Origin of the sequence: Carnobacterium maltaromaticum DSM 20342 (assembly GCF_000744945.1) — a bacterium.
Taxonomy (GTDB): Bacteria; Bacillota; Bacilli; order Lactobacillales; family Carnobacteriaceae; genus Carnobacterium; species Carnobacterium maltaromaticum.
The window spans coordinates 14,558-37,172 of record NZ_JQMX01000001.1; the positions used below are offsets into that span (position 1 = coordinate 14,558).

Below are 22,615 nucleotides of genomic sequence, written 5' to 3' on the forward strand. Positions count from 1 at the left end.
ATAGGACGATTCAAGCATTAAAGGGAGTGAAAAATTCATTTTTCAATTTCTTTAGTGCTTTTTCGTTGGTTTGCTCAACGACAGGAGCATTATTTTTTACATGGATAAACAAATATATAAAAAAATACCATTTACAACATAGTATTTTTTTTCGATTACTTTTTTATATTTCTTGAATAGTTGGGCGAAACATGGTTATTTAGAGGAAAATATGCAAAAGGCGGGTGCCATATTCTAAATCAATAGATAATATAATATATGATACCATAAGACAATGTTCAGAGTACATTTATATAAAGTATGTATTAATCCACCCAAATCTTTTTATCTACAAATAATTGTTAGTTGAACGAGTATAGTGGTGATAGTATATAAAAGTACTATCTTTAACTCTTTTGGTAAAAACCCATCCCCCAGGTTATACTGAACTATTATTCAAACACTCCTCATTCCCCCAACAATGGTTTAACTCCAAATCAGAAAGAAGAAAATTATTTTAAGAAAATATAGCTCATTTTGTGTCTAAATATTTGACATTAGTCCAACTGTTTGTTAGCTATTTATTATTCACCTTTTGCTCTTTTAATTCTCATATATGAATCATAGCTATGAATAGCAAAAGCCTCTTTTTTTATTTTCTTATCCTTACCCTCATAAACAGTGATATAAACAGGAGCACCCACAACATTATCACTTAAACGGAAAGAAGCTAAAATGCCCCCATAATCATCTGATGTTTTAATCTCATGTACTGTACCATAATCAACTATATATTCTGAGTTAGGCTCTGTTTTCCCCAGAACAGTGAAATACCCAAGAATATTCGTTGTCACATTTTCATCTACAGTTAAAGTTCTTTCTGGTTCAGTATTTTGTCCCGTACTTTGTATTATACTCTGTGTAGTACTTTCTTTTGTATCAGTATTGTCTTTATCCTGAGAACAAGCACTCAGTGATATCCCACATAAAGCAACCATTCCAATAATTGCAATCTTTTTCATAAACATCTCCTTATAATAACATTAAAATGAATATACAACTTTGTTCATTTCGCTCCAAGTATAGCAAAAAATGAATTTTTGTTCAAGTGGAGATATACTATAAAAGTAGACACAAAATTGTGTGTTATAATCTGTCTATTAAGACACAAAAATGAAAGAACTTTTATGTCAGGTTTTAAACGTTAGGACGAGGATTTCAAACAATCGCTCGTTAATCTCTATCAAACTGGTAAAACACAAACTGAACTCTGTAAAGACTATGGGGTATCTTCTTCTGCACTTGCAAAATGGATTAAGCAGTACTCTCAAGTGCGTCTTGAAGATAATACGGTGTTGACTGCTAAACAGATTCAAGAATTACAAAAAAGGAATGACCAACTAGAGGAAGACAATCTGATCTTAAAAAAAGCGAGTGCCATATTCATGCAAAACTCCAAGTAAGATTGAAAGCCATCTATAGACTCCGATTTGAATACACGACAGTTATGCTCTGTCGTGTTTTACATGTCAATCGTTCCACCTACTATAACTTCATAAACAAGAGGCCTTCGAAGCGTGAAGTAGAAAATCAACGCTTGAGAAAATTACTCCTTGAGATTTATATGAAAGCTAAGAAAAGAATTGGAACGAGAGCTTTCAAAATTATTCTTCTGCGTGATTATGGCGTCAATATTTCTGAAGGACGTATCTTACGACTTCTCAAGTCTATGACCCTCCCTAAAATGTCAACGATTAAACCTCGTTTTAAATCAAAGAAAGCTCCTGAATTTTCTTCTGATAATTTGCTTAAGCAAGAATTTAATCCTAAGTCCCCAAATCAAGTTTGGACAACAGACTTTACTTATATTTCTATCGGTCCTAAGCGTCATGTTTATCTCTGTGCTATTCTTGACCTCTACTCAAGGAAATGTATTGCGTGGAAAGTAAGTGATAGGATTGATTTAATGCCAAACTCGCCTGTGACACCTTAGAAATAGCTATAAATAAGAGGGAGCCTAAGGAACCAATTATCTTTCATTCGGATCAAGGAAGCCAATTTAAATCAGCTTCCTTTAGAAAGTTATTAGATGAGCATCAATTGCTTGCTTCTTACTCCAAGCCTGGATATCCTTATGATAATGCCGTCACTGAGGTCATTTGTCAAGTATCTTAAACAAGGAGAAATTAATCGCAGAAGATTCACCTCGATTCAGCAAGTACAACTCTCTTGCTTTGAATACATCGAACAATTTTATAACAATTATAATCCTCATTCCTCAAACAATGGTCTCACTCCAAATCAGAAAGAAGAAAATTATTTTAAGAAATGGAAAGTCAACGAAAAACTAGACACGGAGTTAAGAGAATTTAAGAATTATATTTTTCAAAGTCTTTTGGAGACTTGTAATCAAGACCTGAATGCATCCTTTTTGTATTGTAATAGGTCTCAATGTATTTAAATATTTCTTGAGTAGCCTCAGCTCTTGTCTCAAAATGAGCATCATTAATAAGCTCCCTCTTTAGCGTCTTATAAAAAGACTCCATCATTGCATTGTCATAGGGATTTCCTTTACGACTCATGCTAGATTGAGCACCGACTTGACGAAGAGTAGATTGATAACGAGAGCTTGTATATTGACTCCCTTGATCAGTATGGACAATCAAGCCAGGCTGAGGATGTTCTTTCCCACAACCTTGTAAGAAGCAATCCCTCACCAGTTTATCTTGCATCCGTGAAGACATTGACCAGCCTACAATCTTACGTGAAAAAACGTCGATATTCACGGCTAAGTATAAGGTGCCTTCTTTGGTAGGGATATAGGTCATGTCTCCCAGCCATACTTTATTAGGAGCTGTTGCTTTAAAGATCTGATTAATTAAATTGGGTCTTGAAAGCGAAGCTCCTTTTCTGTTGTAATGTTTATATTTATAACGGCTTCCCTTGGCATAAAGTCCCATCAAGTGCATCAGTTTTCCAACACGTTTCGTGTTGGTCATAATACCAGTATTATGAAGTACCTTGGTAATTCTAACCGCACCATAGCGTCCCTTATGCTCATGAAAGACAGCTTTTATCTTCTCTGAGAGAATTTCTCTCTCCACTTGTTGTTTTGAAGGACGACGATGCATGTATTCATAGAAACCTGAGCGAGAAACCTTAAGAACTTTTACTGCATGCTTAATTTTTATCTTCCCATGATGTTTCAAGAGAAATTCAAAACGTTTTACTTGCTTCGCTTCAAGAAGACCCGGAACTTTTTTAGAAGTTCAAGTTCCTCCTGAAGATAACGATTTTCTTTCTCTAACAATTTAATCTTATGTTGGGCATTAGCTAGGGCTGTCCCATTGCCTGGAAAAGCACTTTCTCCATATTCTTCAACTTCTTGAACCCAGCGATAAAGACTATTGGCATGAACCTCAAGCTCTTGGCTGACTTCTTTAACAGAGTAACCCTCTTCAAGAATGAGTTTTACTGCAGAATTTTTAAATTGTTTATCGAATTTTCTTCTTGCCATAATAAACCTTTCCACGATTTCTCTTAACTTTGTGTCTAGTTTATTATAACCTTTCCAAAAATATAGCTCATTTTGTGTCTAAATATTTGACATTAGTCCACTAGCAATTCGGGTCAAATAAATAGACATAAAAAAGAAAAGCGTTAATAATTGTTTTTCTTTTTTTATATTGTGTTCAGAAAATGGTCCTTTTCTGTACACTCTTATTTTTTGTCTAATTGTTAATGATTTAGTTTAATTATGTGTTCATAAAGCCGTAATAAAATCTATGTTCAATTAAACTGTCTGATTAAAGATATGGTACAATAGTTAGGAAAAGAAGGAGAAGATAATTTTGAATATTGGATATGCACGTGTTTCAACTGGATTACAGAATTTAGATTTACAAGAAGACAGTTTGAAATCTTTTGGATGTGAAAAGATTTTTACTGATTATATAAGTGGTGCAAAAAATAAACGACCTGGTTTGGAATCGGCAATTGATTTTGCACGAGAAGGAGATTCGATTGTTGTTTGGAGATTAGATCGATTGGGTAGAAATATGGAAGATCTAATTTCCATAGTAAATAAACTAAATGATCGTGGGGTGAGTTTTCATAGCATACAAGAAACTATTACAATGGATAAATCAAGTTCAACCGGTCAATTAATTTTCCACTTATTTGCAGCATTCGCAGAATTTGAACGTAATTTGATTTTAGAACGTTCTTCGGCTGGCAGAGCTGCAGCAAGAGCAAGAGGTAGATTTGGTGGTCGACCTGAGAAATTAACTACTCAAGATTTAATTTTGCTTAAAACTTTGGTAGACAACAAGACGCCCATAAAAACAATTGCTGAAAAATGGAACGTTTCTAGAACCACAATATATCGCTATCTGGATAAAATGAAGGAAGATGAAAAGAATGGAAAAAACCCCTAAACCATTGACAACGTATTCTGAAAATCAGTGAAGCGATTACGTAAAACAACCCTATTTCTCCCTCTAAAAGGGATCAGTCGTTGAGAAATCGAGGGATTTTTCGCCAATGCTATTAGGTGTTGAGGTCCTAATTATTTTCGTGATTTTATAGCAAATACATGTAATTCAGATTCAATAGTTGCATAAAAAACTATAGTTAAATATAGAAACTACAGTTTATTATGTTTATATGACTTGCTAGTGTTGATTTTTTGGCCTAATGGCAATGATAAATTGATTTCTTATTGGACAAAAATAACAACACTGGTTACCAATAAATTCCTTATCGATACAAATTCCCCCTGCGCGCTCGGGACCCCTTGTATAAGTTTCATATGTTGCCAAATTGTTTGTTTACGTGTGTACCCATAAAATTCCTTGTAGTCAATATTTAGTTGCGCAGCTAAATGCTGAATGACCACTATTGGAAGTGTTTCAAAATCAGATGTAAAGCATCCGAGGAACCTGACGGTTCCTAGTTGAACTGCGAATCCTAATTTTGTGGACGATTTTTTCATTTTTGCAATAACCTCTTTATCAGAATCATTTAAATAAAAGTAGAGATTAAGTTGTTCTTTAGATGGCTCATTTATAAATTTCCCAAATCCTTCTTTGTGGTGTCCCTTCAATTGTTCAATTTCTACCATTTTAATCCCCCTGAGTGTTTACCAAAAACCAATGTTTTTGTAACCTCATATTTTTTGAAACTCGATACTGAATAACTAGCTTTTCTAAGTTACAAAAACTAGTTATAAATAAGTTTACAAGAAACACTTGCAAAAATATAGTTATTTACCGATAATAAAGTAAAAGAGCATCAGGAGGAATTATATGATAATAGGATACGCAAGAGTGTCAAAAGATGAGCAACATCTAGATCGACAATTAGATCAGTTAAAAAAATATGGAGTTGAAAAAATTATTAAAGAAAAATATACTGGAACAAAAAAGTCACGGCCAGGAATTGAAGAACTGTTAAAAATAATCCGGACAAATGATACAGTAGTTGTAGAAAGTATTTCTCGACTTGGTAGAAATACTTTGGATATATTGACTCTTCTTCAGCACTTAGAAAAAGAAAAGGTAGAATTCATTTCGTTGAAAGAAAATATGGATACTTCTACGCCTACCGGAAAAGCAATGCTCCAGATGATGAGTGTGATTGCTGAATTAGAGAGGAATTTATTAGCCGAGCGTGTAAAAGAAGGAATAACTGCAAGCAGGAGACGTGGCGTAAATATTGGAAGACCAAAAATTCCTCAAGAAAAATTGAATTTAGCAATGAGAATGTATGACAGTGGAGATTATTCGATTAAAGAAATTCTTGAATCTACCACTATTTCTCAAGGAACGCTTTATCGAGAAATAAATAAAATGAAATTGAAAAAAATAGAAGATATAAAAAACGAAAGCTAAGTTGTTAATCCAACCTAGCTTTCGTTTTTATACCGCAACTTTTCGTAAAGATGTTCCATTGACCCCGTCAACCACAAACGCTCGTATTCGTTTCTCGAGGTAGCGAAGAATTGGCAGATTGGAAAACAAATGCTATCGAGTTAGGTAGTGGTGGGAAGCCAGAAACATTAAAAAATTTAAATTTAGATGAAATAGAAAATTATGATTTTAAAGATGTAAATGCGAATAACCAATTTATTCAATATGATGCTTTTGTCCAACAGACTATTAAGGATTTTAAACCAGAAAATTACAGTTTTACTGGCCATAGTTTAGGTGGAGCGTTAGCTCAATATATGGCGGTCATGATGGATGCGAAAGCGACTACCTTTGCAGCAGCAAGAGCGTTTAGATTATTACCTCCAGAATTACAACAAGCCGTTCGTGACGGAAAATATGATGACATGATTCGTGATTATCGACATAAAAATGATCCAGTCGGTTACCTACCAGCTGGGGAAATAATTGGCTCAAGAATCATGGCAAAGAGTGCGAAAAGCGATTTGTGGGTTGCAGGGCATATGGGTGGAAGTTTTGCAGGAATGTTTAACGGTGATGGTTCTATTATGGTCCGAGTTGATCCTGAAGAGATACTGAATCAGCTAGATCATTTTGATTCCGCTATACAAAAATTGTATTTTACACAAGAAATGATTTCAACAGTAACGGATAATTTAGATAAAGAAATTAAGACAATTTATTCTACTTATGTGGATAAAATGGGGGTTGGAAGTTTTAGTCATTTAACAAGCAATGATGTAGAAGAAATTTTTGAAGAATTGTCACAATCCTATAAAGGCAGATCGTACTATTTTTATGATCGTAAAATGAAAGAGAGTCTGATTGATGATTTGGAAAAAACAAAGAAAAAACTATCCCACCTAAAAGATAAAATTGGAGTAGCGGCCACTCAATTTGATACTGCAGATAAAAACATGGCCAAAAATTTAAGTACTATTCTTGGAGGTTCGTATCATGAGTATTGATTTTTTTTATGAATTGAATAAAGTACAAAAGGAACTAGAAAATTTGGGAGAAGAAGTTTCGGATGCCGTTCGTCATTCGTTAGAAGACGTTCTTGATTGGGCCAAAGCAGGGTATCAGAAGCAAGCATTGAGAGAACAATTAAAAGCTGAACTGCAGCGTGCTGTACCAGAACAACAAAGCTTACTAACTCATGAATGGTGTCAGGACAGTGGGCTTTCAGTTTCACAAGCTAAAACAAATTTAAAAGATGCTTTTACGAGTCATGCTGGTAAGAAATTGCAGAAAGATATGGGCACCTTAGTAACTAATGTAGCGGATTCGGTAGAAGATATGCAAACATTTAAACAATCATTTAAAGCTTCAGACTGGATATAAAAAAGAAAATAAATCTTAAAAATAATGGGAGTGTCTTGCTAATGAAATATAAAATAGTAATTAAATTAAATGAAGGAAAGAAAATCCCAATAATTCCTAAAAATTTAAAACCCAAAAGCGAAAATAATATTAAAAAAATAGAAATGAAGAATGAAGAAGTGATAATTTTTCTTGAATATTTAAAAAATATTGATGATGTAAAAATTCTTTTACAGATATCAGAAAGAATGATTCAGTATATGATTGCAATTTATGATTTTTCTGTGTTTCAAAATGTAAATAATTACGTTGTTGAGTATTTTGTAGAGAAATCAGGAAATTGGAAACATTTGTATCCTGAAAAAACCGGAAAACTTGAAAATGTGGATTTTCAAAAAAAGATTATAGATGATTCTTTTGAAAATATATCTGACTTCTTAAATGGAAAAAAAGAAATACCTTTTTCCTTGATTTTACTTAAAAATACAAAATCAATTGAAGGATTAAGTGAAAAATTTGTATCAATCATTACTGCATGTGAAATTGGGGTTAAGGAATTCTATAAAGAACAAATTCCAGGTGCTAGTATATTACTTGAGGAAATACAATCACCGCCAGTTGTAAAACTCTTAGGAACAATGTTTGAGAACTATTTTTCTGAACCTTTCCCTTCTGAATTGAGAAAAAAAATAGACAAATATATAAGAATTAGAAATAAAATAGTACATTCTTCGTCAGTTATACCAACAATTGATGAAGTATTTGATTGTTATATATCAGTTTTAAGAACATTGAATTTTTTGAATAATTTTTCAAAAAATGAATTTTATAATTTTTGGTACGATGAAAATGTTGAATTTATTCCCTGTAGTTATAATACTGGAAGGCTCGTTTCTTCCGATGTCTTACAAGAAGAAATTTCAAAAGGTAACTTAGAATTATCAGTAAAACTTAAACTTTTACAAGGGGTTAATTTTACCGTAGAGGAAGAAGATATAAACCCAACTACAATTTAAATGTAGAAAAATATAGGCATTTAAACCTTTTATTTTATAAGGTTTAAATGCCTATATTTTTTAAAATGAAGATAAAATAAAATTATAAGGGAAAATTCATAGTAAGAGGTTTATTTATTTTAATTTATATTCTTCCTCTTTGTTTAAATTAACTAGAGTAAATTCACCTGAAATATACTCACTCATTGAGAATTTTTCTCTGCCTATAACTATAAAAAAAATTTTTTCTTGTTCCTTTAATTCATAGTTTTCAAAAAAAATGCTAATTTTCAAAATTGGTTTTTGATATGAAGTAGTGCACGATGGAATAACATTTATATATAAATATTGAATTAACTTTCTGTATGCATCTGGAAGTTCTAACTCAACTGTATCTCCAGGCATGATAACCGAAATACTATCACCTCTTGAAAAAGTATTCATCCATGTTCCACCATAACAGGAAGAAATTAAGATCTTATTTTTGACTGTTTGCTTTCTCCCTTTTTTTAATTCTAATCCAGTCTTTTTTTCTGAAAATGTCTCATAGTTTTTTAACATATTGTTATGATCTACAATTTCATATGCTATTCTTAAATTGAAGACTGGGGAAATACCACCATTGATTAATGGTACCCTTAAATCAAAAATTGTGCTTTCATTGCTTAACTCTATGTTGTTCGCTACCAATTCATATTCATTTTTAATACAAGGGAAAGTGTACTTTTTTGCGCCAATTACAAGGATTGGATTTTTTTCACTTTTTCTTTCTTCTTTTTCCTCTTTGAGTTGATATCTCATAACTAAATAAGCACCTATAGTACCAAGTGCGGCACCTATTAAACCACCCCAATAGCCGAGCCAGCCTTCGGGAGAACCACCAATAAAGGGAAGTTTTTCGATTGATAGCATGATGCCTACAAATAATGTTGTTATAATGATGCCTATAACAAATACCAGCACACTTATTACCTTTTTCATAAATTCCTCCAATTAACTATATTTTTTATGTTTCTATTCAAAATATATTATAACATTAAATTATAGCTGGAATTAAAAAAATCAAAACAAAACGGTTATATTTCTCTTGATAGTGAAAGTATGGAAAAAGTAAATCGTAGTACTCTTTTTATTATTTATTAACTGTTAAGTGTATTAATAAATGGAATGACAATAGGGTATACTTTATTGTCATTTGGTTTTAATCCCATTTATAGAACTTTCTAGAGTGTAGTATGGGTGGTCATTAGAAAAAATTATTTATTGAATTAAAATCAACCAATAGGGTGTAATTTATTGGATGATTTTTCCTAAGTGATGTAGGTAGGTTTGCGAGCTACCATTAAAGTACGCCATAATAAAATTACTAGTAACAATAAAAAGAGTAGTCAGCAACAAAAAAAGTTGTTGATTACTCTTTTTATACGTTTTGAAACTCTTTTGATGTGCAGTGGATTTAAATCGGATCTAGTAATAATTTTGTGTAAATAAATAGGTGTTGATGAATACAATCATCAACACCTGAAATTATACATTCAAAATTGTAAAATCTCTCATAGTATTATATCTTTATTTTTTATCAAACTTCTCTTTAACATCTTCTATAAGATCTTCAGCGTTGTCTTTCACATCAGAAGCAACTTCTTTTACTTTCCCAACTACTTGATCAATAAGACCTTCGGCTTGCGTACCTTTATCTCCGGTAGCTTTACCAGCAACTTCTTTTGCTTTGCCTTTGATTTTGTCAATATTTCCTGAATCTGTCATGCATTTCAACTCCATTCTAGTATAATAGTAACTTAAGTTAAAAAAACTATCGTAATTACCTTCATTAGGATTCTGAAACTTAAAACTCTCCCACTAAAAAAACAGGAGAGAAAGTAATCCATCTTAAGAGATGAAAATTATTTGAAGGTAGTTTTAGTATAGCGAAAAATAGTGAAAATTGAAAGAAATAAAGTTATAAGAAATCCATAACTTAAATTAATTTTTAAAAATAGTAATTGGATAGAGATAATGAAAAAATGTACTATAACTTTTTATATCTAAAATACTTGTTTATTACTTAAAACCAATATATACAAGAAAGGTTTATTTTTTTTAATAAGAAGCTAAAAAACTTATCTGATGAGATTTATAAAATAAATTTAAGTTATTATGGATGAGCAAAAAAACAATATTGTATATTTCCTTTATTTTTATTGTCGATTTAGGCTAAATTTAAAAAGTGATTCATAAAAGACAGCGCATAAATGTTTTCCAATTATCGCTATTTGTAAAATTGAAATTATCATGAAAGCATGTATGCCAACTTATTTTCATTGTTTTAACATATGTAAATAGTTTGAATACATTCAGTATTTTAATTTTCAGTTTTATGTGAACCGAATATAGAGATTCAAAATATAATTGATCAAAATTTGAAAATAAATTGACATAAGGCGTTATTATGATATTATAATTAAATAAAGTTTGGTTATATTTAATTTAATTTTAATGGTAAAACCATCAAATTTTATATTAAATTGAATTGAGGAAAGGAGCATGTTATGAGTAAAAAAATATTTAAGTATCTTTTATTTATTATAATACCGATTTTTATATCAATTTTAATAAAGTTAGCCTTTGGGTATTCAATCTATATAACAAGTGCAATTATTTATGTAATACTTGTTTTTTGTTTGTTGCCTTCAGATGGATTTGTAAAAACAAGTTCTGATTATGAAGCAAAAAGAACCAATCCCTATTTTGAAACAAGTGAAAGGAAATTAGAAGAAAAATCAACAAACTTCTTTTTAATAATTTTCTTAATCATTGCAATAATTTTGTGCATTTATCTTCAAAGCAATATGTATAACTAAAAAATAATAAATTAAAAGGAGATTGAAATATGAAAAAGAGATTAAGTTTGGTTGCAATTATAATTTTGTTTACTGCACCAATTTTTTTAGTAGCTGAGGATGCGAGTGCAGTTCAGTTAGAAATGGGTCCATGCCCTCCAGGCAAGTACATGAAAAAAGGTGGATCTTATTATGGAAATCCCCGTTCACAAGCATCTTGTGTTCCTATGGGAAATCTATAATTAACGATTATTAATAATAGATGAGTGAAAAATATTAGATATTATAATTATTCTTCTTTTGCATATTATGTTACTTAGAACAATTCTTTTAACCAACTTTAATTAATACAAATAGTCGGAGTGATAATAGGTCACTTCGCCTTTTTGTTTCACGAATTTAATTAATAGTTGAACAATATAAATATCTAATTAAATTTTTGGAGGTTAGCTTACCCATGAGACGCGAAAAAATATATTTAGCCGGAATTGGTCTTTTTTTTATCATTTTTTTATTGTTGAGTTTGTTTTATGAGACTGGATTGGAAAATAGTTTAGTTTCACGTGTCTCTAGTATTACTTTAGATAATCAAATTAAATTCCCTCCTTTCAATCCTAAAATTGTACCACCTTTTGGAACGGACTTAGTGGGATTTACATTGTTAAGCAAATTGGTTCAAGGTTTCAAATATACGTTTAGTATTTCTTTAGTACTAAGTGTCTTTCAAATAGCATTAAGCTTTATTTTAGGATTTTTAGCGATTTATAAATGGAAAAAAACATTTATAGTGACAGTGTTTAAATATTTTGCAACTATATTTAGTTTAATTCCTAAACCATTTTTATTAGCATTATTAATATTACCAGTATATTCTGTTATTTATTTAAATGAAGCCCCAAATACTAAAACAAACTCTACGCTATTATTAATGCAGTTACTAGTTTTATTGGGAATAACAATACCTGATTTAGTTTTGATTTTTAATTCTGAAATATTACATTTGTTTAAAAAAGAATATTCTGAGGCGAGTCGTATTTTAGGTAGTAGTTCATGGAGAATGGTTTTCCGTTCATTACGACCTCAATTATCTATCGTAGTTTTGAATTTATTTTTTAAAACAATGATACAAAATCTTGCAATATTTATCTATCTATCGTATTTTCAACTCTTTCTAGGAGGAACGATAGAAGTAAAACTAGATGCAGGAGTTGAGTATCCTATATCATTATCCAATGAATGGAGTGGTATTATAGGGCAAAATATTAAATATTTATCTACTTCTCCATGGACTGTTTTAATTCCACTATTATTTTACTGTATACTAATATTTTTTCTTAGCCAAACCAATCGTTTACTTAAAATAATTTTGATAGGGGAAGAAAAATATGAATATATGTAGTTCTATTTTTAAATATATAGTATCGCTAGTACTTATTGTGTTTGGTCTACTAGCTTTTATCTCTTATAGTTTTAATTTAATTCTTGAAAATGGAACTTCAATTCAACAAAATTTTGAAAGTTTATTTACCCTTTCTTTTTGGAAATTTACATTTGAACATTATTGGAATTTTTCAGAAAATTATTCTCTTTTCCTTATATCGATTAGTTTATTTTCTGCGTTACTATTATTTCTAAGTTATGCTTTCTTTTACAGATTTTTTAGTCTGAAATTTTTAAAAAATTTACACTATATTTTAGATTTAATAGAAAATTTACCAGTTGTTGCCATTGTTATATTTCTTCAATGGAGTTTTATTCAAATTTACAAACTGACTCAAATAAGGCTGTTGAATACTATTGGAACTGCTAGCCAACCAGTAATTTTTGTTCCTTTTTTAATTGTTACTATTTTTCCTACTATTTTTTTAATCAAGTATATGACGCCATTTATTAAAGATTGCTATCAATCCAACTATTTTTTATTTGCCAGATCTTTAGGCTATACAAACTTATTTCTATTTTTACGTTATACTGTGCCTAATTTGGTTCGTCCACTTGAAAGTATTATTGGAATGATATACCTAGAAATGATTTCAGTGATGGTTTTTATCGAACTCCAATTTAATACAGGAGGTACACTTACTAAAATACAATCAATTTTTGAATTTCCGACTAATAATGCAGCACTTGATACATTTAGCTATTTATGTACTCTATGGTTACCATATATAGTAGTTAAGTTTATTTTTAAAGTATATAAAAGAGTGAATTAAAAAGAAAATTTTTTTGGCTAAGATAAATTATCATTAAAGTATTTGGAGGAATAGTATGTTGAAAAAGAGAAGTGTTCAGTTGTTTGTAAGTATTTTTATAGTATTAATTTTTGTATTAATTTATGCAAACATTAGTGGCGTTACTGCAAATAAGAGAAAAGAAATAGAATTTGAAAATAAAGTTATTCGATATGATAGACAGATTGAAGATATGCTTAACCAACATTTACTTATAAATGGTAATATAATAGAAAATCAAAATCGCATTAAAGCAATTCAACCAGAAAAATATTTTGTTTATTTCGGTAGAAATAACTGTCCGTATTGCCAAATTTTTTTACCAAACTTGTTCGAATTTTTAATTGATAAAAAGAATTTAAATATCTATTACTTTGATACAAATATAGAGAGTGAAAATAATGAGGAAATTAGTAAAAAGTTTAATTTAGAATATGTGCCCTCATTATTTAAGGTAGAAAAAAGTAAAATTGAAAAATATGATGAAAAGAACAATAGTTTTGAAGAATTTTTTTCTGAATAGTTAACAGATAGGGGATAACAGTATGAAAAAAAGCAAAGTAATTTTAGTTTTTGGGTTAATTGTGTGGGGATTTTTTGGATTAGGTCCATGGAGTAAATCTATAGATGATTTCTACGATATTAAGAAGAATAAAAATTTAAAAAGATAAGATAATTTAAAATATATTTTGAAGAGGGAGAATACGTTGGATATTTTAGTTGATTTCTTATTAATAATACTGGATACATTCCAAATTAAAAGTATGAAAAAATTTAGAAAGAATAAAAAACGTTAGCGAGTTGGGTTAAGGTCGGTAAAATAATCTGATTTTTGAGTAAAACAAGTGGGTGTAATCTATTTGTTGATTTAGCCTAAGTAATTTATGTACGTTTGGGTGCCACTATTAAAAAACACCATAGTAAAATTACTAGTAACGAAAAAGGGTAGTCAACAACTTATAAGTTGTTGACTACCCTTTTTTTTATTGGTATCATTGACCTGAGGGGTAGTCAGATACTCTATTCTGTATGTTTTTGTAAATGGAGGGGGAAAATTGGCAATTTATGGGTATGCGAGAGTCTCGACTCTCGGTCAAGAATTAAAAGAACAAAAATCATTACTGAAGAAAAATGGTGCCGAAATAATTTTTTCGGAAAAAATGTCTGCCACAAATCGAAGTGGAAGAAATGAACTAAAAAAATTGTTGGAATTAATTAAACCAGGTGATATAGTTTTAGTTAAGAAAATAGATCGTTTGGCAAGAAGTATCAGAGACTTAAGAATGATTGTAGATGAAATAATTGAAAAAGGTTCTTCAGTAATTTTTATCGACGACAAAATGGAATTTAATGGCGCTGAGAAATCTAGCCCATTGCAAACCATGATGTTAAATATGCTAGGATCGTTTGCGGAGTTTGAACGTGACCTAATTGTAACTAGAACACAAGAGGGAAAGGCATACGCTAAAAAGACCAATAAGAGCTATCGGGAAGGACGTCCAAAGGCAACACTCACGACCAGAAAAATGGAAGCCTACGAAAAATTAATGTCTGGTAAGAGTTATAAAGAAGTGGCTAAAGAGACTGAGTTTAGTAAAAGTACGTTGCAAAGAATCAAACGCCAGGTGCAAGAAAATAAAAAAGAAGCTAGTACCTCAATAGCTCATGTGGAGGAATAATTTTGGATATTAATTTAGGCAATATAGATAATCATTCAGCCATTTATAGAGTAGGGATAGGCGAGATAGTCACAGTAGTCTGGTTAGAATTTGATGATGAAGGCAATTTTTATATAAAAAATGAATCCGATATGGAAGATAGAATCAGCTCATTAGATAATGAATTAAAGCCAAAAATCAGGGCATTTATTGCGTCAACAAATGATCTCATCCATACAGCTTATTTGATTAAAAATAATAAATAAAACCAACTAAACACAATTTTTAAGGAGAAAATATGCAAGTAGATATAGGGGATAAAATTTCAGCTAGTTCAATCCAGGGAAATAATGTTACTGGTAACGTAACAGCTATATTAGAAAATACAGTTATTCTGTTTTGTGGGTTGAATAATCATGTAGTTTCAAAAAATGAATTGAAAAAGCAAGGGTACAAATTTGCGAAGGTAGTTAAAGGTTCAAAATCAATAGTCGTTTCGTCAAATAGAAACCTCAAAGAATAAGCTTACTGTATCGATGGAACATCTTAACGAAAAGTTGCGGTACGAATGCAAGAAATAAAAGAGAAACATTGATTTAAAAGCATTCTTTAATTTTAATAATTTTTCAGCTCCTAAATTGTCTGGAACAATGGAACGGAAAGTTGCGGTATCACCAAATAAATCAGATCGAGCGAAATTAGTTTAGCCAAAGAAAGGGGAAATTAGATGACAAGAAAAGAAAAAAAAGCAGTGCTACAAGCATTTTTTAAAGAACTATTCACTAACAAAAACTATCAGGATAAAACAGAATCAACAACTAAGGAAGACAAGCCTTCAAATGCTTAACCAAAGGTAACCCCACTGTTTCCGTAAACAGTGGGGCTTTTTCTGCCTTCAGTTAGAAGCAGGATTGTTTTAGCTGGCACCTGAAGCTACAAAATGTCCGATTTACTTGGACTTGCTGGTGTTCTATCCCTTAATGCACCTTTTCGAGGGGATAGGCAAAAATACCCATAAAGTACCAAGGGAACAATGGAACCAAAAATTACGGTAGGATTGATTTTTCCACAATGCAAATGCTAATATAAAAGGATTCCTTAAAATTTCTTCATTTCTTTTATTGTAATACCTGCGAAACAATGAAACGGAAAATTACGGTTACATATTATTCGGAGATAATGTTATTTTAAATTTTCTTCAGGAAGATCCAAAAAGCCTGATATCGACGTGCAGCAATAGATTATAAAAGCTATTAAAACAACGTTTAAGATACAAAGAATAAGAAGTAATGAAAATGTATGACTTAACGATATAAATTAAACACGCAAAGAAATGTTATTTAATAAAACCTAATAAAGTCCCTAGCCTTGCTAACTCTTACTTATCGTGGTATTATTATCACGATAGTGATAATAATCTTACATCAAAGGAGGTCTACAAGGAAATGAGAGACCGTTACACTCCTGGCGAACCGCCAATAAAAATAATGATTAAACGTAATCTAGCCATGACAATAAGCGACTTTTCACTAAAAACAGGCATAGGACAGTCCACTATCTCAATGTGGATTAAGCGAGAGGTTCAAGTACAAAATCTACCCATGTATTTTATTTCAAGCCTATCAGATATGAATAACAAAACTTCAGACCAGGTTTATCATGAATTACTTAGACTACAAGCTGAATACGAAATCAGCAAATCTGCACACAATAAATTTAAAGAACCTGATAGCATAGACTTATATAAAAATGCGTCTAAAGAAGCTGAAATAATTGTAAATGAATCCAAAGGCAACAAAAATGCGTCACAGCTTATCCTACCAGCGTCACGTAAAATAGCGTCAGCTTATGATAAAAAACGATCTGACAGGTTTATGGAGACACTAATTCCAATATATGCAGAATTAAAACGCCCTATGCCTGCGTGGATTACTTCTATCTATAAAGAAGATGAACAATTCAACGAAATTGCACAAGGCTTCATTCAGTGCTTATCACAGCTGAAGTAAAAACTATTTCTTATCTTAACAAGGACACACAACTAAGCTTGTACTTTTCAATAGCAAAAAGTACTAAAACATGGTACAATACAATAGAAGAGAGATAGATCATATTATGCCAAATACCAACAACTGGGCGGTTGTTGGTATTTTTTTACGTTCAATTCAGATTAACGAGCAGGCTTACTGTCATTCATTATCGTTGCGATCAAGCCATTTGCAGATGTAATGGGCTGTTACTTCTGCCAGAATCGCAATGCAAAATTCGAAAAGATAGATCATACAATGCCCCCTTTCTTACTGATGATTTCAGCTTAAAAAGTGACAGCTCCTTATTATACCAAAAAACAAACCTAAATAGCAGACCTTAAAGAAAAAAGAAATTGGCAAAAAGTGGCTCCCTTCGCTACCCTCACTCGCTGGCAAGTGCAAAATGATTTTTATGATAAGATGGCTATATGATTATTTCGATTTATGATGGTCTTACAATAAAGTAAAAAGAATCTAAAGATATATTTACCTTTAGATTCTTTTTGCTTTATTCATTTCCATTTTCCAATATTCTTTTAATTATTTTTTTGTCTCTATCTTCATAGTTGTTTTCTAAATAAAACTCAATAATTTTATTAAATTTTCCATATAAAGTACCACCCTCAAATCTTGTTATTAATTTTAGTTTTTCCAAATCAGGCGGATTAACTTTTAAATTCAAACGTTCAGTTGCTTTAAATTCTGTTTCTTTATTACCTTTTTTTACAGCTGGTTTTTTCTTTTCAATAATGGGTTCGTCAGATGTATTATCAACGCTAGGTCTAGGTGCAGATTCCTTATTTCTATTTAGTATAGCCATTCAAATCAAGCTCCTTTGCAAGTTTAGTAAGTTTATTTCCATTTAAATACTGTTTCTGATAAATATAATCTTCAGGTATATCACCTTGTTCTTCTATAAAACTAATTCTTTCTAGTGTTTCTGCAAATATATCAGCATATGTTGCAAATACCCTTCTATCGTGGTAATCAACCACATTAATACCATAGTCAGGGTATTCTTCAAGTCTTGAAAAGTTAGTTACATTTGTAGTATAGGTATAATTTCTTCCAAATGTATTATAGGTATCATTAATTACTTTGTTGTGATGGTCTTTCCTTTGAGTAAATAACACACAAAGTACGCCCATAATTTGAGTAGGAACTTTAGAACCAAAATCATCAATTAACGTTTGAAAATATTCATATGCAATATCTTTTGACCCTTCATAAGAATACGTTTGTGTTTCTTGTATAATAGTAATGTAATCAGCACATACCATGGCATTATCTACCTTAATATCTGTAGAAGGACCCACATCAATTATAATGAAATCGTAGTTGTCCTTTATTGAGTCTAACAATTTTGAAAAATGAAATGTTCTATTTTCTATAAAGTTTGGATCACTATTTGGATATTTATTTTCCAAAAAGTATACTAAATTTTTTATGTCCTTAGCACCAGCTATCATATGCAGATTCTCTGATAATTCAGTAATTCCCATTTGTAAGTCGTTATTCTCAATACAATGCATAATTGAACAAGGAAAATTCGCATTAAATGTTTTTCCTAACAATGATGTCGCATTCCCTTGCCCATCCCAATCAATTAATAAAACTTTGAAGTTGAAATTAGGTAACGCTGCAATAACAGCTTCCATAGTAGCAGTAGTCGTTTTACCTACTCCACCCTTTTGATTTGCATTAATTAACACTCTTGCTTTATTTTTATTTTTCATAGTCTCTCCTCCTATAGCAAATTGTAAGAAATATCTTTAATACAATTATATACCATTTGCATTACTAAGTAAACAACAAAAAAGATATTTTTCGGTTTAAGCTATAAATATCTTTAAGATACTTAAGATATTTAAGATACTAAGATACTAAAAATACTAAAGATATTAAGATACTTAGGATATTAAGATACTAAAGATATTAAATATCTTTAGTATCTTTTTCTTTTTGTCTAATACTTCGTTATACCTTAAAAGTTGTTTTATAAGTATTTGTAAATGTGAATTGTGCAAAAACAAAAAGATATTAAGGATAAAAAGATACTTAGTATACATAGACAATAAAGACATTAAAGATAATAAGATACTTGGGATATTAAGATACTAAAGATACTTAGGATATTAAGATACTAAAGATACTTTTTTCTTTTTGAACAAAAGATATTTTGTACAATTAGTTGTTTACTTTACATATTGTTTGATGTATTGTTTAATTGAAATGCTCTTTAAACACTCAATAATTATTTGAAATAATAAAAAGAAGCTAAAAAATAATTTTGCTACTCAATGAAAATGAAAGGGGGACATAGTATGAATGATAACGGATTACCTACAGAAAACCTTCCTGATATTCTTGAAATAGAAGGGGTTAACGCAAAAGGTTATGGAATTATGCCTAAACTTGTAATGCAAGATTCAAGATTAACAATCGAAGCTAAAGCAATTTATGCGTATATTGTAAGTTTTGCTGGTGCAGGTTCTAGCGCTTTTCCAAGTTTAAAAAAAATACTTTCAGAACTAAATATCAGTGAAAATAGATTTTACAAGCACAGAAAACTATTAATCAATCACAATTTTTTAACTGTAAAACAAGTAAAAAACGCTAAAGGTATGATTATCAAAAATGTGTACACTCTTGTTTCAAATCCTCAACAATTAAAAGAAATTAACCAAGTCAATAATAATAATGAACAACAGCATGGGGGTACCCTTCAAAATGAAGGAGGGGGTATCCCACAAAATGAAGGAGGGGGTACCCTTCAAAATGAAGGACATATAATTAACAATACTAAAATTAACAGTTTAAAATTAACAAATACAAACATAGATACAAAAACCGATACGGAAAAGCAGAAAAAACAACAACTTGAATTGTTGACACAATTTGCAAAAACTCAAAGAGACCAACTATTTTTGTCTGAAGATATTTTGGAATTAATTGGATTGTTCAGTGATACGACTAAAGAAGCTGAAAATACAATTGGACTTATACTACGAGCTAAGAAGAAAGCTCAAAATGATTACAATACGATATTGCTATTAGATTCAAGTGATGCCTGGCAAGAAGACATTGAACAGACTTTAAGGCGCTTATATCATAAAATCAAAACAGATGACAAAATAAAACAAATCGAAAGTTATATGTTCAAAGCTTTGTATACAACATTTGAAAATATGGTTCTTGAAAAAAACTCACTAAATACTAGTGTAAATTCTGATAAGCTAAAAGTTCCAATACACAATTATCTACAAAATGAATAGGTTTTAAATATAAAAAAAAGACAATACTAAGATTGTATTGTCTTAAGAACTAGTCAGACGAAGGATTTATCAATCTGTTTTTAATCATTGGCATTTTGATCTCAGGTAAAAGAGTAATGGTTTTATTACTAAATTTTTCTAATTCAGCAACTAATGATTCATAGTGTAGATTATCACCTAAGTCTTTAGCTATGTTGGCATAATAAAAGGCTTTTGAATTATATATGGGATTTCCAGTTTCTGAAAAGAGACTAAGCTGTTCTAAATAAAGTATTTGTAATTTACACAAGTAATCAGAATTAGCTAGCGGTTCTTTTATTACTTCGCTTAAATAATATTTAGTTTTGATATGCCAGTCATATTTTATTGTTTGAGTTAAAATGTTGTTATAAGCCTGAATGACCACTTGATTAAATTCATCATTTCTAATTTCAGGTAACTTAACAGGAAATAAATGAGAATAAAGTCTTTCAATTATTTCAAATGGAATCAGTGTTGTTAAATTACCTAGAATTTTATAGTCTGTAAGTGAATGAATTGACTTTGAAAGCAACTGATCTTTAATGTCGTTTATTTCTATATCCGTTAGAGGTGCAATGAAATCAGAATTTTCCAATCTACTTTTAAAAACTAAATATAAATTTAATACCCATTGATTTGCTGTTTTTTCAAGCGCTAATCTTTTTTCAAAATTAATCCATTCAGCTTTACTAACGGTATCAGAAGATTCTAAAAGTCCTATAAATTCTTTTTTTAAATTAAGATATGTGTTTTCAAAGTTATTTTTAAGCATGTGGTTAAGCTCTGAAAATTCAAAACCTAATCTATTAAAGATTTGAGTCAATATTTCTAATGATGGTGATATTTGATTGTTTTCAATCTTGGCAAGTGTTTTTCTAGTGACAATATTTTCAGCAAGTTCGTCTTTAGTCATATTCTTACCAATACGAACTTTTTTTATAAATAGTCCAATATCTATAATAGCGTCCCCCTTTTTTTATGACCCCTACTACAATTATACTATATTGTCAATGGAATGGGTACATGTTACCCATGAAAACGCGATTTTATTGTAAAAAAGGTGTTTTTTATCGAAATATGAGAAAATATTGGAAAATTGCGGGTAAGATGTACCCATTGCCTTTTAAAATATCTGTATTTATATTATTATAAAGTAGAATAATAAATATGTAAGAAGTAAATCAAATATGGAGGTGAAAAATATGGAGAGATTTATTAGTGCATTTGCACATGTTAATATTTGGACAGTTGTTTTACCATGGATATAAATCAATTAATTAGTTGACCGATTTAAATACTAATGGTATGCTTTGTACAACGAGTTTAAACAAACAAAAAAAGAAGAGCCTAGTTACTTTTCCAAACTGCTCCTCCGAATATAAAAGCTCCCCAGCTCTATATTCAGGATCAGCACAGTAAGAAAGTTCACTAGTTTTTCTAAACAGACCGGTTTAGAATGGCTCTCCTATTGTGACTATTGTTCATAGCCACGAGTATTAGTATAACAAATTTAGTCAGTTTTTCCTATTGAATTGTTGCAATTCCTCATAAAAGTGTTTATTTGATTTTATGACTACTGCAAAAAATTCAGAAAAATTCTAAATTTTTACTAACTATTTGTGCTGTGTATATTAGTTTTAAGAGGGGACTATCACTAACAATTCTGTTGTTGTGATAGTCCCCTCTTTTTGTTTGTTTGCTCGTTCCTAATTTAAGCTTAGAAAGGAGGCTATAAAATGACGCTGATTAATTATAATACTAAAACGCACCGAGAAGTTTTTGGGAAAGTTATAGAAATTGAAGAAATAGCAAAAATTGGTTGTAGCTTTTATCTTTTTGATAAATCTGAATATGTTTATGTTGGTAAAGGAAACGTTTATAGTCACGAAAATGGTTTGAAGTTATTAACATCAATATTTCATGAAATAAGAAATGTTCGCAAAAATGGATTAATTATTGCAAAACGAAAAGGTATTGGACGAAAACTTGTTAGCGTGAGATTTGTTCGGAAACAGAAACAGAAAAAAAGTAAAATAGCAGTCAAACAATAAAGAAACAGGATATAAAAACTGATTTTGTGATTTGCGTTGAACTCGCAAAAAATGCTCTTTGACAACTACATAAAGCAAATAAACTACTGCATTCCAATAACTGTTTAGGAATGTTACTACCGAAGCTGGTAGGGTAGAATGCAGACACCTAAAAGGTATCTCGCAAGTCAACAGTGGTCTTAAAACAATTAACTTATGTTGCCAGAGTGTACTCAAACTGGATTAAAACGTTGGAGTAAATTAATTAGGAGTTACACAAAACAC

The 22,615-nt window shown here is 30.4% G+C and carries 23 protein-coding genes and 3 pseudogenes; 18 read left to right on the forward strand and 8 right to left on the reverse strand.

Annotated features, from left to right (window positions below; all coding sequences use genetic code 11):
* Positions 1-563: 563 nt before the first annotated feature.
* Positions 564-1,001, reverse strand: coding sequence for a hypothetical protein (locus tag BR77_RS00065; RefSeq protein ID WP_035063676.1), 438 nt, complete (start codon positions 999-1,001; stop codon positions 564-566).
* A 165-nt stretch (positions 1,002-1,166) separates the two neighbouring features.
* On the opposite strand from BR77_RS00065, the pseudogene BR77_RS00075 reads away from it, so the two are divergent.
* Positions 1,167-2,311 (forward strand): annotated as a pseudogene (locus BR77_RS00075) (IS3 family transposase); the annotation flags it as partial.
* A gap of 37 nt (positions 2,312-2,348) precedes the next feature.
* On the opposite strand, the gene BR77_RS00080 reads toward BR77_RS00075, so the two are convergent.
* Positions 2,349-3,496 (reverse strand): IS3 family transposase gene (locus tag BR77_RS00080; RefSeq protein WP_155520283.1). Its coding sequence is split into 2 segments (ribosomal slippage): positions 2,349-3,244 and positions 3,244-3,496, totalling 1,149 coding nucleotides; the frame shifts between segments, so codons are not numbered across the junction.
* A 334-nt stretch (positions 3,497-3,830) separates the two neighbouring features.
* Between BR77_RS00080 and BR77_RS00090 the strand changes: the two genes are divergently transcribed.
* Complete coding sequence (locus BR77_RS00090; protein ID WP_035063678.1) at positions 3,831-4,415, forward strand: recombinase family protein; 585 nt, start codon at positions 3,831-3,833, stop codon at positions 4,413-4,415.
* 359 nt (positions 4,416-4,774) lie between these two features.
* On the opposite strand, the pseudogene BR77_RS00095 reads toward BR77_RS00090, so the two are convergent.
* Positions 4,775-5,101, reverse strand: a pseudogene (locus BR77_RS00095) (DUF4158 domain-containing protein); the annotation flags it as partial.
* Between the two features lie 184 nt (positions 5,102-5,285).
* Here BR77_RS00095 and BR77_RS00100 point away from each other — a divergent pair.
* The 4 genes and pseudogenes from BR77_RS00100 to BR77_RS18230 all read left to right on the forward strand — a co-directional run bounded on the left by BR77_RS00100 (position 5,286) and on the right by BR77_RS18230 (position 8,266).
* Positions 5,286-5,870 (forward strand): recombinase family protein, encoded by a 585-nt coding sequence (locus BR77_RS00100; RefSeq protein WP_010051903.1) that lies wholly within the window; start codon positions 5,286-5,288, stop codon positions 5,868-5,870.
* A gap of 95 nt (positions 5,871-5,965) precedes the next feature.
* Positions 5,966-6,895 (forward strand): annotated as a pseudogene (locus BR77_RS00105) (Tle-like phospholipase domain-containing protein); the annotation flags it as partial.
* Positions 6,885-7,271, forward strand: coding sequence for a hypothetical protein (locus BR77_RS00110; RefSeq protein WP_035063680.1), 387 nt, complete (start codon positions 6,885-6,887; stop codon positions 7,269-7,271). The pseudogene BR77_RS00105 and the gene BR77_RS00110, both read left to right, overlap by 11 nt.
* A 41-nt stretch (positions 7,272-7,312) precedes the next feature.
* Complete coding sequence (locus tag BR77_RS18230; protein WP_051926629.1) at positions 7,313-8,266, forward strand: hypothetical protein; 954 nt, start codon at positions 7,313-7,315, stop codon at positions 8,264-8,266.
* Positions 8,267-8,380: 114 nt separating this feature from the next.
* On the opposite strand, the gene BR77_RS00120 is transcribed toward BR77_RS18230, so the two are convergent.
* Both BR77_RS00120 and BR77_RS00125 read right to left on the reverse strand, forming a co-directional pair.
* Positions 8,381-9,226 (reverse strand): hypothetical protein, encoded by an 846-nt coding sequence (locus BR77_RS00120; protein WP_035063681.1) that lies wholly within the window; start codon positions 9,224-9,226, stop codon positions 8,381-8,383.
* Between the two features lie 588 nt (positions 9,227-9,814).
* Entirely contained in the window at positions 9,815-10,012 is a 198-nt protein-coding gene (locus BR77_RS00125; RefSeq protein WP_035063682.1) for a CsbD family protein, read from the reverse strand.
* Between the two features lie 782 nt (positions 10,013-10,794).
* On the opposite strand from BR77_RS00125, the gene BR77_RS00130 reads away from it, so the two are divergent.
* The 10 genes from BR77_RS00130 to BR77_RS18235 all read left to right on the forward strand — a co-directional run bounded on the left by BR77_RS00130 (position 10,795) and on the right by BR77_RS18235 (position 16,983).
* Positions 10,795-11,106 carry a hypothetical protein gene (locus BR77_RS00130; RefSeq protein WP_035063683.1) on the forward strand — a complete coding sequence of 104 codons (312 nt, stop codon included), beginning with the start codon at positions 10,795-10,797 and terminating at the stop codon, positions 11,104-11,106.
* A 29-nt stretch (positions 11,107-11,135) separates the two neighbouring features.
* Positions 11,136-11,327, forward strand: a complete 192-nt coding sequence (locus tag BR77_RS00135; RefSeq protein WP_035063684.1) for a hypothetical protein — start codon at positions 11,136-11,138, stop codon at positions 11,325-11,327.
* Between the two features lie 215 nt (positions 11,328-11,542).
* Positions 11,543-12,484, forward strand: a complete 942-nt coding sequence (locus BR77_RS00140; RefSeq protein ID WP_051926630.1) for an ABC transporter permease subunit — start codon at positions 11,543-11,545, stop codon at positions 12,482-12,484.
* Complete coding sequence (locus BR77_RS00145; RefSeq protein WP_035063685.1) at positions 12,471-13,298, forward strand: hypothetical protein; 828 nt, start codon at positions 12,471-12,473, stop codon at positions 13,296-13,298. The genes BR77_RS00140 and BR77_RS00145 overlap by 14 nt, the downstream gene beginning before the upstream one ends.
* Before the next feature lie 55 nt (positions 13,299-13,353).
* Positions 13,354-13,839, forward strand: coding sequence for a thioredoxin family protein (locus tag BR77_RS00150; RefSeq protein WP_035063686.1), 486 nt, complete (start codon positions 13,354-13,356; stop codon positions 13,837-13,839).
* A 22-nt stretch (positions 13,840-13,861) separates the two neighbouring features.
* Complete coding sequence (locus tag BR77_RS19345; RefSeq protein WP_257613117.1) at positions 13,862-13,987, forward strand: hypothetical protein; 126 nt, start codon at positions 13,862-13,864, stop codon at positions 13,985-13,987.
* A gap of 384 nt (positions 13,988-14,371) precedes the next feature.
* Positions 14,372-14,995, forward strand: a complete 624-nt coding sequence (locus BR77_RS00155) for a recombinase family protein (protein ID WP_051926632.1) — start codon at positions 14,372-14,374, stop codon at positions 14,993-14,995.
* A gap of 2 nt (positions 14,996-14,997) precedes the next feature.
* Complete coding sequence (locus BR77_RS00160; protein WP_035063687.1) at positions 14,998-15,240, forward strand: hypothetical protein; 243 nt, start codon at positions 14,998-15,000, stop codon at positions 15,238-15,240.
* A 32-nt stretch (positions 15,241-15,272) separates the two neighbouring features.
* Complete coding sequence (locus tag BR77_RS00165) at positions 15,273-15,497, forward strand: hypothetical protein (RefSeq protein ID WP_035063688.1); 225 nt, start codon at positions 15,273-15,275, stop codon at positions 15,495-15,497.
* A 922-nt stretch (positions 15,498-16,419) separates the two neighbouring features.
* Complete coding sequence (locus tag BR77_RS18235; protein WP_051926634.1) at positions 16,420-16,983, forward strand: hypothetical protein; 564 nt, start codon at positions 16,420-16,422, stop codon at positions 16,981-16,983.
* Positions 16,984-17,512: 529 nt separating this feature from the next.
* Here the strand turns inward: BR77_RS18235 and BR77_RS00175 are convergent.
* Together BR77_RS00175 and BR77_RS00180 are read right to left on the reverse strand one after the other, a co-directional pair.
* Positions 17,513-17,824, reverse strand: coding sequence for a hypothetical protein (locus BR77_RS00175; protein ID WP_035063689.1), 312 nt, complete (start codon positions 17,822-17,824; stop codon positions 17,513-17,515).
* Positions 17,808-18,740, reverse strand: coding sequence for an AAA family ATPase (locus BR77_RS00180; protein ID WP_035063690.1), 933 nt, complete (start codon positions 18,738-18,740; stop codon positions 17,808-17,810). Before BR77_RS00180 ends, BR77_RS00175 begins: the two co-directional genes overlap by 17 nt.
* Positions 18,741-19,328: 588 nt before the next feature.
* Between BR77_RS00180 and BR77_RS18240 the strand changes: the two genes are divergently transcribed.
* A complete protein-coding gene (locus BR77_RS18240) occupies positions 19,329-20,279 on the forward strand; it encodes a helix-turn-helix domain-containing protein (RefSeq protein WP_051926636.1) in 951 nt (316 codons plus the stop codon).
* A gap of 49 nt (positions 20,280-20,328) precedes the next feature.
* On the opposite strand, the gene BR77_RS00190 is transcribed toward BR77_RS18240, so the two are convergent.
* Positions 20,329-21,261 carry a helix-turn-helix domain-containing protein gene (locus BR77_RS00190; protein WP_307781481.1) on the reverse strand — a complete coding sequence of 311 codons (933 nt, stop codon included), beginning with the start codon at positions 21,259-21,261 and terminating at the stop codon, positions 20,329-20,331.
* Positions 21,262-22,036: 775 nt separating this feature from the next.
* Here BR77_RS00190 and BR77_RS00195 point away from each other — a divergent pair.
* Positions 22,037-22,351 carry a hypothetical protein gene (locus BR77_RS00195; protein WP_035063692.1) on the forward strand — a complete coding sequence of 105 codons (315 nt, stop codon included), beginning with the start codon at positions 22,037-22,039 and terminating at the stop codon, positions 22,349-22,351.
* Positions 22,352-22,615 lie beyond the last annotated feature (264 nt).

Bases quoted from the DNA above. Each gene is read 5' to 3' on its own strand.
- BR77_RS18240 (WP_051926636.1), top strand. From the start codon at position 19,329: ATGAATGATAACGGATTACCTACAGAAAACCTTCCTGATATTCTTGAA.
- BR77_RS00150 (WP_035063686.1), top strand. From the start codon at position 13,354: ATGTTGAAAAAGAGAAGTGTTCAGTTGTTTGTAAGTATTTTTATAGTA.
- BR77_RS00165 (WP_035063688.1), top strand. From the start codon at position 15,273: ATGCAAGTAGATATAGGGGATAAAATTTCAGCTAGTTCAATCCAGGGA.
- BR77_RS00180 (WP_035063690.1), bottom strand. From the start codon at position 18,740: ATGAAAAATAAAAATAAAGCAAGAGTGTTAATTAATGCAAATCAAAAG.
- BR77_RS00140 (WP_051926630.1), top strand. From the start codon at position 11,543: ATGAGACGCGAAAAAATATATTTAGCCGGAATTGGTCTTTTTTTTATC.
- BR77_RS00145 (WP_035063685.1), top strand. From the start codon at position 12,471: ATGAATATATGTAGTTCTATTTTTAAATATATAGTATCGCTAGTACTT.
- BR77_RS00110 (WP_035063680.1), top strand. From the start codon at position 6,885: ATGAGTATTGATTTTTTTTATGAATTGAATAAAGTACAAAAGGAACTA.
- BR77_RS00130 (WP_035063683.1), top strand. From the start codon at position 10,795: ATGAGTAAAAAAATATTTAAGTATCTTTTATTTATTATAATACCGATT.
- BR77_RS00195 (WP_035063692.1), top strand. From the start codon at position 22,037: ATGACGCTGATTAATTATAATACTAAAACGCACCGAGAAGTTTTTGGG.
- BR77_RS00065 (WP_035063676.1), bottom strand. From the start codon at position 1,001: ATGAAAAAGATTGCAATTATTGGAATGGTTGCTTTATGTGGGATATCA.
- BR77_RS00100 (WP_010051903.1), top strand. From the start codon at position 5,286: ATGATAATAGGATACGCAAGAGTGTCAAAAGATGAGCAACATCTAGAT.
- BR77_RS00175 (WP_035063689.1), bottom strand. From the start codon at position 17,824: ATGGCTATACTAAATAGAAATAAGGAATCTGCACCTAGACCTAGCGTT.
- BR77_RS18235 (WP_051926634.1), top strand. From the start codon at position 16,420: ATGAGAGACCGTTACACTCCTGGCGAACCGCCAATAAAAATAATGATT.
- BR77_RS00135 (WP_035063684.1), top strand. From the start codon at position 11,136: ATGAAAAAGAGATTAAGTTTGGTTGCAATTATAATTTTGTTTACTGCA.
- BR77_RS19345 (WP_257613117.1), top strand. From the start codon at position 13,862: ATGAAAAAAAGCAAAGTAATTTTAGTTTTTGGGTTAATTGTGTGGGGA.
- BR77_RS18230 (WP_051926629.1), top strand. From the start codon at position 7,313: ATGAAATATAAAATAGTAATTAAATTAAATGAAGGAAAGAAAATCCCA.
- BR77_RS00125 (WP_035063682.1), bottom strand. From the start codon at position 10,012: ATGACAGATTCAGGAAATATTGACAAAATCAAAGGCAAAGCAAAAGAA.
- BR77_RS00120 (WP_035063681.1), bottom strand. From the start codon at position 9,226: ATGAAAAAGGTAATAAGTGTGCTGGTATTTGTTATAGGCATCATTATA.